At 60.4% G+C, this 12,774-nt stretch carries 11 protein-coding genes and 2 pseudogenes; 2 read left to right on the top strand and 11 right to left on the bottom strand.

Annotated elements, in window-relative coordinates; all coding sequences use genetic code 11:
- Positions 1-72: 72 nt before the first annotated feature.
- The 3 genes and pseudogenes from HX793_RS11090 to HX793_RS32015 form a co-directional block, all read right to left on the bottom strand.
- The gene (locus HX793_RS11090; RefSeq protein WP_177096133.1) at positions 73-681 is read right to left on the bottom strand and encodes a hypothetical protein; all 609 of its coding nucleotides are present in this window, start codon (positions 679-681) and stop codon (positions 73-75) included.
- Positions 682-995: 314 nt separating this feature from the next.
- A pseudogene (locus tag HX793_RS32020) lies at positions 996-1,940 on the bottom strand (methyl-accepting chemotaxis protein); the annotation flags it as partial.
- 348 nt (positions 1,941-2,288) lie between these two features.
- Positions 2,289-2,561 (bottom strand): annotated as a pseudogene (locus HX793_RS32015) (PAS domain-containing protein); the annotation flags it as partial.
- A 162-nt stretch (positions 2,562-2,723) separates the two neighbouring features.
- Here HX793_RS32015 and HX793_RS11080 point away from each other — a divergent pair.
- Entirely contained in the window at positions 2,724-4,922 is a 2,199-nt protein-coding gene (locus HX793_RS11080; RefSeq protein ID WP_177096131.1) for an OsmC domain/YcaO domain-containing protein, read from the top strand.
- A gap of 114 nt (positions 4,923-5,036) precedes the next feature.
- On the opposite strand, the gene HX793_RS11075 is transcribed toward HX793_RS11080, so the two are convergent.
- The 3 genes from HX793_RS11075 to dapA all read right to left on the bottom strand — a co-directional run bounded on the left by HX793_RS11075 (position 5,037) and on the right by dapA (position 8,556).
- Positions 5,037-6,203: a cystathionine gamma-synthase gene (locus HX793_RS11075; protein WP_016979942.1), complete on the bottom strand. Its 1,167-nt coding sequence runs from the start codon at positions 6,201-6,203 to the stop codon at positions 5,037-5,039.
- Positions 6,200-7,576: a pyridoxal-phosphate dependent enzyme gene (locus HX793_RS11070; protein WP_016979941.1), complete on the bottom strand. Its 1,377-nt coding sequence runs from the start codon at positions 7,574-7,576 to the stop codon at positions 6,200-6,202. The genes HX793_RS11075 and HX793_RS11070 overlap by 4 nt, the downstream gene beginning before the upstream one ends.
- Positions 7,577-7,692: 116 nt before the next feature.
- On the bottom strand, positions 7,693-8,556 hold the full coding sequence (gene dapA / locus HX793_RS11065; protein ID WP_177049898.1) for a 4-hydroxy-tetrahydrodipicolinate synthase: 864 nt from the start codon (positions 8,554-8,556) through the stop codon (positions 7,693-7,695).
- Between the two features lie 396 nt (positions 8,557-8,952).
- Between dapA and HX793_RS11060 the strand changes: the two genes are divergently transcribed.
- Positions 8,953-9,849 carry an SGNH/GDSL hydrolase family protein gene (locus HX793_RS11060; protein WP_177096129.1) on the top strand — a complete coding sequence of 299 codons (897 nt, stop codon included), beginning with the start codon at positions 8,953-8,955 and terminating at the stop codon, positions 9,847-9,849.
- Here the strand turns inward: HX793_RS11060 and HX793_RS11055 are convergent.
- From HX793_RS11055 to HX793_RS11035, 5 genes are all read right to left on the bottom strand, one after another.
- Complete coding sequence (locus HX793_RS11055; RefSeq protein WP_016979938.1) at positions 9,846-10,328, bottom strand: VOC family protein; 483 nt, start codon at positions 10,326-10,328, stop codon at positions 9,846-9,848. The two genes, HX793_RS11060 and HX793_RS11055, sit on opposite strands and share 4 nt — an antisense overlap.
- A gap of 33 nt (positions 10,329-10,361) precedes the next feature.
- Positions 10,362-10,754 carry an ester cyclase gene (locus HX793_RS11050; protein ID WP_177049894.1) on the bottom strand — a complete coding sequence of 131 codons (393 nt, stop codon included), beginning with the start codon at positions 10,752-10,754 and terminating at the stop codon, positions 10,362-10,364.
- Positions 10,755-10,770: 16 nt separating this feature from the next.
- Positions 10,771-11,490: an SDR family NAD(P)-dependent oxidoreductase gene (locus HX793_RS11045; RefSeq protein ID WP_177096127.1), complete on the bottom strand. Its 720-nt coding sequence runs from the start codon at positions 11,488-11,490 to the stop codon at positions 10,771-10,773.
- Between the two features lie 30 nt (positions 11,491-11,520).
- Positions 11,521-12,141, bottom strand: coding sequence for a LysE family translocator (locus HX793_RS11040; protein ID WP_177096125.1), 621 nt, complete (start codon positions 12,139-12,141; stop codon positions 11,521-11,523).
- A gap of 66 nt (positions 12,142-12,207) precedes the next feature.
- Complete coding sequence (locus HX793_RS11035; RefSeq protein ID WP_177096123.1) at positions 12,208-12,756, bottom strand: ATP-binding protein; 549 nt, start codon at positions 12,754-12,756, stop codon at positions 12,208-12,210.
- Positions 12,757-12,774: the final 18 nt, after the last annotated feature.

Here is a 12,774-nt window from a genome sequence, read left to right as displayed (position 1 = left end):
GGCTACTTCAGACCATCCCTAGTAATCATCGCGATTAATAAGCTGTTTGTATTTCACCGGTTAACTTGATTGTTACGCAACATGACCTGACTGTATTTGGCAGTACAACAGATACACTATTGCCAAGCCGCCCAGTGTGATCAAAGCTCCGAGTGCAATACAGGCCCACTTGTATTCTTTTTCGCGATTGTTACTTGCTTCGGTGGCGAGTACTTCTAGAGCGTTAAGCATTAGCCATAGCGCTACAAGGATGCCCAGTGACGCTAGCATTCCCCCGGCGCGGTCCAAGTCAGGGGTAATAGCAATGGCAAATGTCAAGCCCATTACAAAAGCGAGCGTCGTCATGCAAGCGGAGCGTGCAGCTCCCACCGGTGCCAAAAGCAGTTTATAGAGCAAGTTATCGCGTGCCGGCCGGATCAGCCATGCCACGCCGGTGAGCAACATGGAGAGCATGAGCATTCCAAGTATGGTTCTAAGCCCAATGCCTTCGTTGAAAGTTTCTTCGAGGTAAGCGTTGACTTTTTCATCAGTTGCATGGTCCAGCATCAAGCAAATAAGTGTTGACCATATGAAAAGAAAAGGCAGTGAAGTCAGATCGTCACAGATTCGCTTTTTTGCAACGCTGGCGTAGTGTTTCACTTGGGTGATTTCCTTGTTGATGCATGCATCTTGCTGTTTCATTGTAACTTCCATTTTTACTTTCACGACAGTTTATGCCTGTAGTTGAACGCTTAATTAATAGAGTGGACTCTATTCAGTTCGCTAAAGACAGACATTGAATGTATGGATAGATTGATTTTTATCGCAGGTTGGCGTGGGTAGCGCGCCTTACAGTGTATCGAACACTGATGTCTAAATGCCACCCTGTGGTGTGATCCTTTTCGCAGTGCAGGAAACCACGGTGAATGGCGCTAGAAATGGTGGCGCACGGGCTTATCAGTGTTCAGGTGCGAAGAGGCCCCAATGAGTGCGGGCCGTTGAGTTCCAGGCACGGCTCAGCGATTGAACCGCTCTACCAACGCATACTGGGTGGACGCGTTGTTCGTCAGCTCCTTGCTCAGGTCCGTGGATTGATGGGCTTGTATCGACGTCTGATCGGCCAGTTCGGCGATGGTGGTGATGTTGCGGCTGATTTCCTCGGCGACTGCGCTCTGTTCCTCGGTGGCGGCGGCGATCTGGGTGGTCATGTCGGTGATATGGGACACCGCTTCGCTGATGCCGACCAGCGCCTGGTCCGCCTCCAGCACCCAGGCCACACCTTCCTGGGCCTGGCGCTGGCCGTGCTCCATGCTTTGCACGGCATTGTTGGAGGACGCTTGCAGTTGGGTGATCAACCCGTGGATCTGGGTGGTGGACTGGGACGTGCGTTGTGCCAGTTGCCGCACTTCGTCGGCCACCACGGCAAAACCACGGCCTTGCTCGCCGGCACGCGCCGCTTCGATGGCTGCGTTGAGGGCCAGCAGGTTGGTCTGGTCGGCAATGCCTTTGATCACGTCCACCACGCTGCCGATTTCGTCGCTGTCCTTGGCCAGTTGCGCCACGGTAGCCCCGGTTTCGCTGACCACCGCAGACAGGCGCTCGATCGCCTCACGGGTGTCGCGTGCCACTTCGCGCCCGCGCCCGGTCAGGACGTTGGCCTGCTGGGTGGCGTCGGCGGTGCGTTGCACATGGCTGGCGACTTCCTGGGTGGTGGCGGCCATCTGGTTGACAGCGGCCGAGACCTGTTCGGTTTCGACGCGCTGGCGGTCCAGGCCCTTGGAGCTGGCGGTGGCCAACTGATCGGATTGCCCGGCCAGGGCGCTCAGTTGCTCGGCGCTGTCCTGCAGGCGGGTGAGGCAGGTTTTCAAGCGTGCGTTCTGGCTGAGAAACGCCGTTTCCAGACGTGCCTGTGGCCCGCTGGCGTCGCTGTACATCTGCGCGATCAAGGCATCCGAGGTCGAGGGCTCCACACCGTGCAACAGACGCAATGTGCTGCCTTGACGCGAGCGTGAGCAGAGCACGCCCACCGGGATTGCGACTGCAACGGCCACAGCAACGGCGACGGGCGCACTGAGGAACATACCGGCGAGGCTGCCGACAAGCCCGGTTGCCACGTACGGCACGCAACTGATGGCCGCCGGCAGCCAGGCATCCTGCCGAGGAACGGCCGGTTTGCCTTGGCTGATGCGGCGGTACAGGGCCTGGGCCCGACGGATCTCATCGGCCGTAGGCTTGACCCGCACGGACTCGAAACCCACGACTTTGCTGCCATCGAATATGGGGGTGACGTAGGCGTTGACCCAATAATGATCGCCGTTTTTCGAGCGGTTCTTGACGATGCCCATCCAGGGCAGGCCTTGCTTGAGCGCACTCCACATGTGCGCAAACACGGCGGGGGGCACATCGGGGTGACGCACGATGTTCTGCGGGGCGCCAATCAAATCGGCGCGTTCAAAGCCGCTGATCTCGACAAAGGCGTCGTTGCAGTAAGTGATGACACCTCGGACATCCGTGGCGGAGATGAGTTTTTGCGAAGGCGCGAGGGAAATCTCACGCTGTGTTACGGGCTGGTTATTGCGCATTCCGACTACTCCCTGGTTGCCCTCAGTCCATCGGCGCCATCTGCGAAAAGGTTAATCCACATTGGCCAATTCGCCAGCCACTGGTCAAAAGCCTGAAACTTCCCGGTGAAACCCCTCATAATGGCGGCCATTTTTGTTTAGTCGTTATTCTGGTGTGCCCCCATGGAAATCAAGGTCAACTTTCTCGACAACCTCCGGCTTGAAGCCAAGTTCGACGACTTCACGGTGATTGCCGACCAGCCCATCCGCTACAAAGGCGATGGCTCGGCACCGGGGCCGTTCGATTACTTCCTGGCGTCGTCGGCGTTGTGCGCGGCGTACTTCGTGAAGCTGTACTGCCAGACGCGCAATATCCCCACTGAGAACATTCGCCTGTCGCAGAACAACATCGTCGACCCGGAAAACCGCTACAACCAGATCTTCAAGATCCAGGTCGAGCTGCCGGCGGACATTTCCGACAAGGACCGCCAAGGCATCCTGCGTTCCATCGACCGCTGCACGGTCAAGAAAGTGGTGCAGGCCGGGCCTGAGTTCGTCATCGAAGAAGTCGAAAACCTGGACGCCGACGCCCAGGCCTTGCTGATGCCCAACTCCACCTCCGAGGGCGGCACCTACATCGCCGGCAAAGACCTGCCGCTGGAGCAGACCATCGCCAACATGTCCGGCATTCTCGCTGGGCTGGGCATGAAGATCGAAATCGCGTCGTGGCGCAATATTGTGCCCAACGTGTGGTCGCTGCACATCCGCGATGCGCATTCGCCGATGTGCTTCACCAACGGTAAGGGCGCGACCAAAGAGGGCGCCCTGGCGTCGGCACTGGGCGAGTTCATCGAGCGGCTCAACTGCAACTTCTTCTACAACGATCAGTTCTGGGGTGAGGAACTGGCGAATGCGCCGTTTGTGCATTATCCGGATGAGCGCTGGTTCCAGCCGGGCCCCAACGACGAGCTGCCCAGTGAAATCCTCGATGCCTACTGCCTGAAGGTCTACAACCGCGAGGGCGAACTGCGTGGTTCGCACCTGTTCGACACCAACTCCGGCAACGAAACGCGTGGGATTGTGTCGCTGCCGTTCGTGCGCCAATCGGACGGTGAAGTGGTGTACTTCCCGTCCAACCTGATCGAAAACCTCTACCTCAGCAACGGCATGAGCGCCGGCAACACCTTGGCTGAAGCCCAGGTGCAGTGCCTGTCGGAGATCTTCGAGCGCGCCGTGAAGCGTGAAATCATCGAAGGCGAGTTCGCCTTGCCGGACGTGCCGGCCGAGGTGCTGGCCAAGTACCCAGGTATTCTCGCCGGTATCCAGGGCCTCGAGGCCCAAGGCTTCCCGGTGCTGGTGAAAGACGCGTCCCTGGGCGGTGAGTTCCCGGTCATGTGCGTGACCCTGATGAACCCGCGCACCGGTGGTGTGTTCGCCTCCTTCGGCGCGCACCCAAGCCTGGAAGTGGCGCTGGAACGCAGCCTCACCGAACTGCTGCAAGGCCGCAGTTTCGAAGGCCTCAACGACTTGCCGCAGCCGACCTTCGAAGGTCAGGCGGTGACCGAGCCGAATAACTTCGTCGAGCACTTCATCGACTCCAGCGGTGTGGTGTCGTGGCGTTTCTTCAGTGCCCTATCGGATTACGAATTCGTCGAGTGGGACTTCTCAGGCGAAGGTGAGGATTCCAACGCCCAGGAAGCTGCGACCCTGTTCGGCATTCTAGAAAGCATGGGTAAAGAATCGTACATGGCCGTGTACGAACACCTCGGCGCCACCGCGTGCCGCATCCTGGTGCCGGACTACTCGGAAATCTACCCTGTGGACGACCTGATCTGGGACAACACCAACAAGGCGCTGTTTTTCCGCGAGGACATTCTCAACCTGCACCGCCTCAACGAGGAAGAGTTGCAAGCGTTGGTCGAGCGCCTGATCGAAAGCGAGCTGGACGACTACACCGATATCACCACCCTGATCGGCATCGAATTCGATGACAACACTGCCTGGGGTCAGCTGACCATCCTGGAGTTGAAACTGCTGATCTTCCTGGCGTTGCAGCAATATGAAGAGGCCAAGGAGTGCGTGGAGATGTTCCTGCAGTACAACGACAACACCGCTGAGCGTGGCCTGTTCTACCAGGCGATGAATGCGGTGCTGGAGATGGAACTGGACGATGACCTGGAACTGGCGGACTACGAAGCCAACTTCCGTCGCATGTTTGGCAATGAGCGGATGGACGCGGTGATTGGTTCGGTACAGGGCGATGTGCGCTTCTATGGGTTGACGCCGACCAGCATGAAGCTGGAAGGGCTGGATCGGCATTTGCGCTTGATCGACAGCTACAAGAAGCTGCACTCGGCGCGGGCCAACGTCACCTCAGCCTGACGCAAATCCTTGTAGGAGCTGGCTTGCCGGCGATGCAGGCACCTCGGTGTTTCTGGTGTACCGAGGTGATGCTATCGCTGGCAAGCCAGCTCCTACAGGGGCCCGGTTTTTCTGTTAGATGCGTGACAACGCCTGGGCCAGATCCGCCCGCAGATCCTCCACATCCTCAACCCCCACCGACAACCGCACCAACCCGTCGCCAATCCCCAATTGCGCGCGGGTAGCGGCTGGGATGCTTGCATGGGTCATGATCGCCGGGTGTTCGATCAGGCTTTCCACACCGCCGAGGCTTTCAGCCAGGGCGAAGATCTTGACGTTTTCCAGGAAACGCGTGGCGCCTGCCAGGTCGCTGTTCAGGTCAATCGAAATCATCCCGCCAAACCCACGCATCTGTTTGCGCGCCAGTTCATGCTGTGGGTGGGACGTGAGGCCTGGGTAATAAACCCGTGCCACTTGCGGTTGCTGCTCCAGCCAGGTGGCCAGGTCCAGGGCGTTGCTGCAATGGCGTTCCATGCGCAGCGCCAGGGTTTTCACGCCGCGCAGGGTGAGGAACGCGTCGAAGGGCCCGGCGATGGCGCCCACCGAGTTTTGCAGGAAGCCCAGGCGCTCCGCCAGTTCGGGGTTGTCGCCGACAATGGCGATGCCGCCGATCACATCGGAGTGGCCGTTGAGGTATTTGGTGGTGGAATGCACCACTACATCAAAGCCCAGCTCCAGCGGGCGCTGGATCCACGGGCTGGCGAAGGTGTTGTCGGCCACACAGATAATGCCGCGATCACGGCAGATTCGTGCGATGGCGCTCAAGTCGGTCAGGCTCAGCAGCGGGTTGCTGGGGGTCTCGACCCAGACCATGCGCGTGTCGTCCTGCAGGCTCGCTTCAAACGCCGACAAATCACTCAGGTCGACGAAGCTGAAACGGTGCCCGGCGCTGCGTTGGCGCACCTTGTCGAACAGCCGGAAGGTGCCGCCGTACAGGTCATTGCCGGAGACGATATGCGCGCCGGCATCCAGCAACTCCAACACCGTCGAAATCGCCGCCAGCCCGGACGCGAAGGCAAACGCCTGGCTGCCGCCTTCCAGGTCCGCCACGCAGCGCTCCAGGGCAAACCGCGTGGGGTTGTGGGAGCGGCCGTAGTCGAAGCCTTTGTGCACGCCGGGGCTGTCTTGCAGGTAAGTGGAGTTGGCATAGATCGGCGGCATCAGCGCGCCCGTGGTCGGGTCGGGGGACTGTCCTGCATGGATCACACGGGTGGCAAACGCGCTTTTATCGGACTGACTCATGCAAGGGATCTCCGTAGGTGGTTGAGCAGGTCGACGCGGGTGATCAGGCCGTGGAAGCCTGATGCGTCGGCAATAATGGCGACCAGGCCGCGATCCAGCTCCGCCTGCAGTTCTGCCAGGCTAGCGCTGGGGGCCAGGGTTTGCAGGGTATCGGTCATGGCGCTGGAGACGATCATGGAAAAGTGCGTAGCGTCCTGGTGCAGGCCCAGCAGGATGTCGGATTCATCGATCACACCCACCAGCTGTTGACCGTCTACCAGCACTGGCAGTTGCGATACATCCGCCAGGCGCATGCGCTGGAAGGCGGTGAGCAGCGTGTCGTCGGGGCTTACGCTGATCACGCGGCCGTCCTCGAAGCGCCGCGCGATCAGGTCGCGCAGGTCGCCGTAGTGCTTGTAGTGCAGCAGGCCGGCGTCATTCATCCACTGGTCGTTGTAGACCTTCGACAGGTAACGGGTGCCGGTGTCGCAGACGAAAGTCACCACGCGTTTGGGCTCGGTCTGTTCGCGACAGTAACGCAGGGCGGCCGCGAGCAGGGTGCCGGTGGAGGAACCGCCGAGAATGCCTTCGGCCTTGAGCAACTGCCGGGCGTGGTCGAAGCTTTCTTCGTCGCTGATGGAGTAGGCATGACGCACGCTGGACAGGTCGGCAATCGACGGAATGAAGTCCTCGCCAATGCCTTCCACCGCCCAAGAGCCCGGTGTTTCCATCTTGCCACTGCGGCTGTATTCGGCCATCACCGAACCTACCGGGTCGGCCAGCACCATGGCCAGTTCGGGCTGTACGCGCTTGAAGAAGCGCGTCAGGCCGGTGAGGGTACCGGCAGAGCCGACGCCGACGACGATCGCGTCGACATCATGTTGGGTCTGCGCCCAGATTTCCGGCGCGGTGCTGGTTTCATGCGCCAGGGGATTGGCCGGGTTGTTGAATTGATCAGCGAAGAACGAGCCCGGAATGTCCTTGGCCAGCCGTGCGGCCACGTCCTGGTAATACTCGGGGTGGCCCTTGCCCACGTCGGAACGGGTGATGTGCACCTCGGCGCCCATGGCCTTCAGGTGCAGTACTTTTTCCGTGGACATCTTGTCGGGCACCACCAGCACCACCCGGTAGCCCTTGGCCCGACCGACCAGCGCCAGGCCCAGGCCGGTGTTGCCGGCGGTGGCTTCGATAATCGTGCCGCCGGGGCGCAAGCGGCCGTCGCGCTCGGCGGCGTCGATCATGGCCAGGCCGATGCGGTCCTTGATGGAACCACCGGGGTTCTGGGATTCAAGCTTGAGAAACAACGTGCAGGGGCCGGTATCGAACCGGCTGACCCGAACCAGCGGCGTGTTGCCGATCAGTTCGAGGACGGCAGGGCGGGAAAGCGTGGGCATGTCGTCACCTGAATACGAATGGGTTGGACAGCAAAAGGCAAAGCATGGATTCGACGATAGGCCGGGATCGGTCCGGTCGCAACCGGACGGTCCGTTGGCTGTCTGTTTTTGGCGCATTAGCCGGTCGGGTTCAGTACCTGCTGCAAGCGCGTGACGACGGCGCTACTGGCGGCCTGCATGGGTGCGCGCAATTCGCTGCCGGTCAAGCCTTGCAGGGCCAGCGCGGCCTTTACCGGTGCTGGATTGGGCTCCATGAACAGCGTGTTGATCAGTGGCAGCAACTGGAAGAATGTCGCTCGCGCCTCAACCAGTTGGTTGTCGCGCACTTGCTGGAAAAGCGCCACAAATTGCTCGGTGTGCAGGTGAGCCGAGGCCGCAATCGCACCGGTCGCGCCGAGGCACAGTGCGTTGAAAATCTGCACGTCTTCGCCACACAACACGTCCACGTCACCGCTGGCCAGCAGTGCAAGGGTGTTGCCCAGGTTGCCACCACAATCCTTGATCGCTTTGATGCGCTCATGGGCGATGATGTTGAGCAAGGTCGCCTGCTCGAAAGTAGCGCCAGTGCGGTAGGGAATGTCGTAGAGAATGATCGGCACGCTGGAGGCATCGGCCACGGTGCGGAAAAAAGCCTCCAAGCCCGCTTGGGACGGGCGGATGTAACTCGGCGCCGGCACCAAAAGCCCAGCCACCGGGCGTTGCAGGATTTCACGCTGGAAGTGCAGCAGCTCAATCTGGTTATAGCCCGCCAGGCCCATCACCACGCGGTGCGCCGGCACCCATTGCAACACTGCATCGAGCACCGCCAATTGTTCCTGACGACTCAGCGACGCTGCTTCCCCGGTGGTGGTGCACACCATGATCCCGGCCACGTGCTGTTCCAGCAGGTGGCTGACCAGGCGGTGCAGGCCAATGAAATCAATGGCGCCGCCCTGGAACGGCGTGACCACGGGAACCCAGATACCTTGAAACGATGACATGCACTTTCTCCTGATGATTGACCGCTGGAGTCACCGTCAGAAGGGCAGAGGGAATTGTGCAAGGGAGGGAGACCGTCGCGCTCAATGTCCTGTCAGCTCATCTGACGGGACAGCGCGCCCCGGTCACATGAGCGACTGTTTCTTCGATTTGAGGGCGTGCGCAACGCAACCTTGCGGCTTGGCAATGGAGCCAATGGCGGAAAGATGAGCGGAAGACGTTGCAGACATGAGATGACACACCCTGAATAAGGCCTCCATCTTCATGGAATATTACGGAGTGTGTCAACGGGGTGTATTCGAGTTTATATGGCCGTCGCCGGATATGTGCGGGTCGCAAACGTCCTGCCGTGCTTTCAGCCAACCGGTAGTCTATTCGGACATTCCGGGAGAACCTCGATGATCCGACGCGCGTGTTTGGCCGCTTTGCTGGCCTTGTCTGTGTCGACCGCCTTTGGCGCTTCGACCTACGATCATTTGTATGCCTTTGGCGACAGCTATTCCGACAATGGCGCGGGCGAAGCGCTTACCTCTCGGCTTGCCGCGCAGAAGGTCAAGGACGCCCAGGCACTGCCTGGCCCGCTGTACTGGAAAGGACGCTGGAGCAACGGCCCAACCGCCGTCGAAGGCCTGGCCCAGGCGTTGAAGACACCGCTGACCGACTACGCCGTGGGCGGCGCCAAAAGCGGCCACGGCAACTACTACACGTGGCTGATGCCGACCCAAGACACCGGCGTGCTCGGCCAGGTTGCCGGGCACTTGCAGGCCGCCAAGTCCCACAAGGCCGACTCCAAGGCGCTGTATTTCATCTTCATCTCGGCCAACGATTTTTTCGAATGGGCCGACTTCTCCCATCCTGAAACCATCGAGGCCTTGAGCGAGTCGAGCCTGGCCAACATCCGCAACGCCACCGAGCAACTGGTGGCCGCGGGGGCCAGGCATGTAATGGTGGTGGGCACTACGGACCTCAGCCACGTGCCCGCCGTGGTGCAGGGCAACCAGGTCGACAACGCGAAGCACTACCAGCAATTGCTCGCACAGAAGCTCCCGGCCATATTGGCGCAGATTGGCGTAGCGAAGGTCACCTACTTCGATCACCTGGCGTTCAGCGACGCGCTACGCGCCAATCCGCAAGCCAATGGATTCACGGACCTCGACACACCGTGCCAGGCCACCTACCCGGACGTGAATCTGGTGTGCGCCAATGCCGATGCGCATTACTACTGGGACGAATGGCACCCCACCCGCAAGGTCCACGCCCTGGCGGCAAAGGCCATGCTCAAGGCATTGCCTTAGCCAGCGGCCACCGCCGCTTCAATGGCGGCGATGTCGATCTTCTTCATCGTCATCATCGCGTCAAAGGCGCGCTTGGCGACGGCTGGGTCGGGGTGGGTGACGGCGTCGGTCAGCACGCGTGGTGAGATCTGCCACGACAAACCCCACTTGTCCTTGCACCAGCCGCAGGCGCTTTCCTGGCCGCCGTTGCCGACGATGGCGTTCCAGTAACGGTCCGTCTCGGCCTGGTCGTCAGTAGCCACCTGAAATGAAAACGCCTCGGTATGGGGGAAGATCGGCCCGCCGTTGAGGCCGATGCAATGGATGCCCAACACGGTGAAGTCCACGGTCAGCACATCGCCCTGTTTGCCTGACGGATAATCGCCGGGCGCCAGGTGCACGGCGTTGACTTTGCTGTCCGGGAAGGTCATGGCGTAGAAGGTTGCAGCCTCCAGGGCGGTGCCGTTGTACCAGAGGCAGAGAGTGTTTTTGCTTTTCATGGTCGGTCTCCACGGAAAATCCGTGCGTAGAGTCTAGACGGCCAGTTGCTGCTCGATGGCCCCCTTGTCGATAACCGACCACACGTGGGCAAATTTACCGTCCACCACTTCGTAGAACACATTTTCGTCGAACGTCACCTTGCGCCCATTGATCGGCAGCCCGAAGAACTCGCCCCTGGGCGTCACAGTGAAATTCAGGCGACTGGCAACCGTCGGCGGATCGGCCACTAGCAACTGGATGCGGAACACCAGGTCCGGTATCTCACGAAAATCCCGCTCCAGCATGGCGCGGTAGCCGGCGAGGCCGACTCGTTCGGCGTTGTAGGTTACGTCCGGGTGCACGAAGTCGCCCAGGCGCTGCCAATCCTGACGGTTCAGGCAGTCGATATAACCTTGGTAAAAGGCGGCGAGTTCGTCTCGGCTCATTTCGCGTTCTCCTGGGTTAAAAACGCTCGTCCAGTATCGCCGGCAAGGTGATGTCCTTGACGAAGCTGGCCGAGGACAGGCTTAACGTCATGCGCACCACCTGCACCACATCGTGCACGGGGATCGAGTGGCCTTCATCCCTCTGCGCGGCCTGCTCACGTGGGGTGCTGAGGGGATCTTCAGTGTTCAGGTAGCCCAGGTTCAGGCAAGTGACGGCCAGGCGCTGCTGGCGATAGCCTTCACGCAACGCATCGGCAATCCCGCGCAAGGCGAACTTGGAAGCCCCGAAGGCGACCTCCGGACGGCCACTCTGCGGCAGGCCGGAAGTGGAGCCGGTCAGGATGATCCTCGGGTTTGGGCTTTTAAGCAGCACCGGCAACAGACGCTTGATCAGCAGCAGGGTAGAGGTGATGTTGCAGGTCACGATGGCCTCGATCTGCTCATCGTCGTCGGCCAGGAAGTTGTAGGCCGGGTCGAAGGCGAACGCTTCCCAGATGCCCAGGTTGTAGATCAGCGTGTCCAAGCCGTTATCGGCAATCGCCTCGGCGATGACGTGCGCGGCCTGGGTGGGTTTGGCGAGATTGGCCTCAATCCACTGCGCTTCGACGCCGTCCTTGTGAACCAGCTGTTCTGGGCGGCTGCGAGACACGCCGATCAGCGTATCCCCAGGCTCACCGAGCCCTTCGATCAGGGCTTTGCCCAATCCTTTGCTTGCACCTACCACGAGGGTTCTCATTGCGTGTCTCCTTGACAGTCAAACCGTTATTCAAGCCCTGCGCGCCATCAACAACACCGTCGCCGCCGCCGACAGCAAGCCTGCGCAGCACCGATTGAAAATCCGCTTGCCCCGCGGCTCGGCAAACCAGCGCCGCATGTGCAGGCCCATATAGGCGTAGGCGCTGATGGCGATCCACTCCAACGCCAGGAACATCGCGCCGAGCAGCGCGAATTGCGGAGTGATGGGCTCGCCGGGCACCACAAATTGCGGGAGGAAGGCGGTGAAGATCAAGATTGCCTTCGGATTGCCCGCCGCCACCAAAAACTCCTGCCGCGCCAACACCCACAATCCCACCTTCGCTGTGGCCGAATCTGCCTCTGCCTCCGGATTGCCCCGCCATAACTGAAACGCCAGATAAAACAGATACGCCGCCCCCAGGATCTTGATCCCGTAGAACAACAATTCCGACGTTTGCAGCACCACCGCCAAACCCGCAGAGGCGAGGGCGATCATGCCGGCAAAGGCCAGCAAACGGCCAATACCGGCCAGGCATGATGTGCGGTAGCCGTAGCGGGTGGAGTTGCTGACGGACAACAGGTTGTTCGGGCCCGGCGCCATGTTCAGGGCGAAGCAGGCGGGGAGGAAAAGGGCGAGGGTGGCGAGGTCCATGGCGGCTCCGGGTTCGCGGGGGCGGGGAGGTGTGAGGATAAGGGGAGTGGACTTCGTTGGACAGCCTCAGCCGTTCGTGGTTTGAGCTATCGCGGCATTTGCGACGTCAGCGGCCAGCTGTTCAGCACTGCGCATCCCGTCAATCCTTAAGACCGGAGCCGTCTGCTGTGATAACCATGCCTCATGCCACGCCCGGTTGCGCCCTGAGAAATTCGGGTCGTCATACTGCGCAGCCCATTCCCGGAAGCCCACGTGTATCGCGTACATATCACCACCGGGTGCAATCCGCTCGCCAAAACGCGCCTTCTCGCGGGCAGCCAGGCGTTCGAGGCGAACAGGCGTGGGTGTGACCACAAAGACAATCAGGTCGGCATCAGCAATCAACGCATCGCCCCACACCATGCAAGAACCGCTCAATACCCAGCCTTCGTCACCGCATGCTTGTTGCATCAGGGACACGCGATCAGCGGGAGGTTGCTTGGTTGTGAAAGGAGGGTTCGTGGGCATCCAGTAAAAGTCATCGACGTCGACTTGTCGTATACCCAGCCGCGTGGCGAGGTTGTGACCCAGCGTGGTGACGCCGGCGCACGATGCACCTGTGATGTAGATCCGCATTTTTCCTCCGTGAACACA

Origin of the sequence: Pseudomonas reactans, from assembly GCF_013387025.1 — a bacterium.
GTDB lineage: Bacteria > Pseudomonadota > Gammaproteobacteria > Pseudomonadales > Pseudomonadaceae > Aquipseudomonas > Aquipseudomonas reactans.
This window is presented reverse-complemented; position numbering and strand designations above follow the sequence as displayed.

Bases quoted from the DNA above. Each gene is read 5' to 3' on its own strand.
- HX793_RS11035 (WP_177096123.1), bottom strand. From the start codon at position 12,756: ATGCGGATCTACATCACAGGTGCATCGTGCGCCGGCGTCACCACGCTG.
- HX793_RS11050 (WP_177049894.1), bottom strand. From the start codon at position 10,754: ATGAGCCGAGACGAACTCGCCGCCTTTTACCAAGGTTATATCGACTGC.
- HX793_RS11090 (WP_177096133.1), bottom strand. From the start codon at position 681: ATGAAACAGCAAGATGCATGCATCAACAAGGAAATCACCCAAGTGAAA.
- HX793_RS11055 (WP_016979938.1), bottom strand. From the start codon at position 10,328: ATGAAAAGCAAAAACACTCTCTGCCTCTGGTACAACGGCACCGCCCTG.
- dapA (WP_177049898.1), bottom strand. From the start codon at position 8,556: ATGTCATCGTTTCAAGGTATCTGGGTTCCCGTGGTCACGCCGTTCCAG.
- HX793_RS11045 (WP_177096127.1), bottom strand. From the start codon at position 11,490: ATGAGAACCCTCGTGGTAGGTGCAAGCAAAGGATTGGGCAAAGCCCTG.
- HX793_RS11075 (WP_016979942.1), bottom strand. From the start codon at position 6,203: ATGAGTCAGTCCGATAAAAGCGCGTTTGCCACCCGTGTGATCCATGCA.
- HX793_RS11060 (WP_177096129.1), top strand. From the start codon at position 8,953: ATGATCCGACGCGCGTGTTTGGCCGCTTTGCTGGCCTTGTCTGTGTCG.
- HX793_RS11070 (WP_016979941.1), bottom strand. From the start codon at position 7,576: ATGCCCACGCTTTCCCGCCCTGCCGTCCTCGAACTGATCGGCAACACG.
- HX793_RS11040 (WP_177096125.1), bottom strand. From the start codon at position 12,141: ATGGACCTCGCCACCCTCGCCCTTTTCCTCCCCGCCTGCTTCGCCCTG.
- HX793_RS11080 (WP_177096131.1), top strand. From the start codon at position 2,724: ATGGAAATCAAGGTCAACTTTCTCGACAACCTCCGGCTTGAAGCCAAG.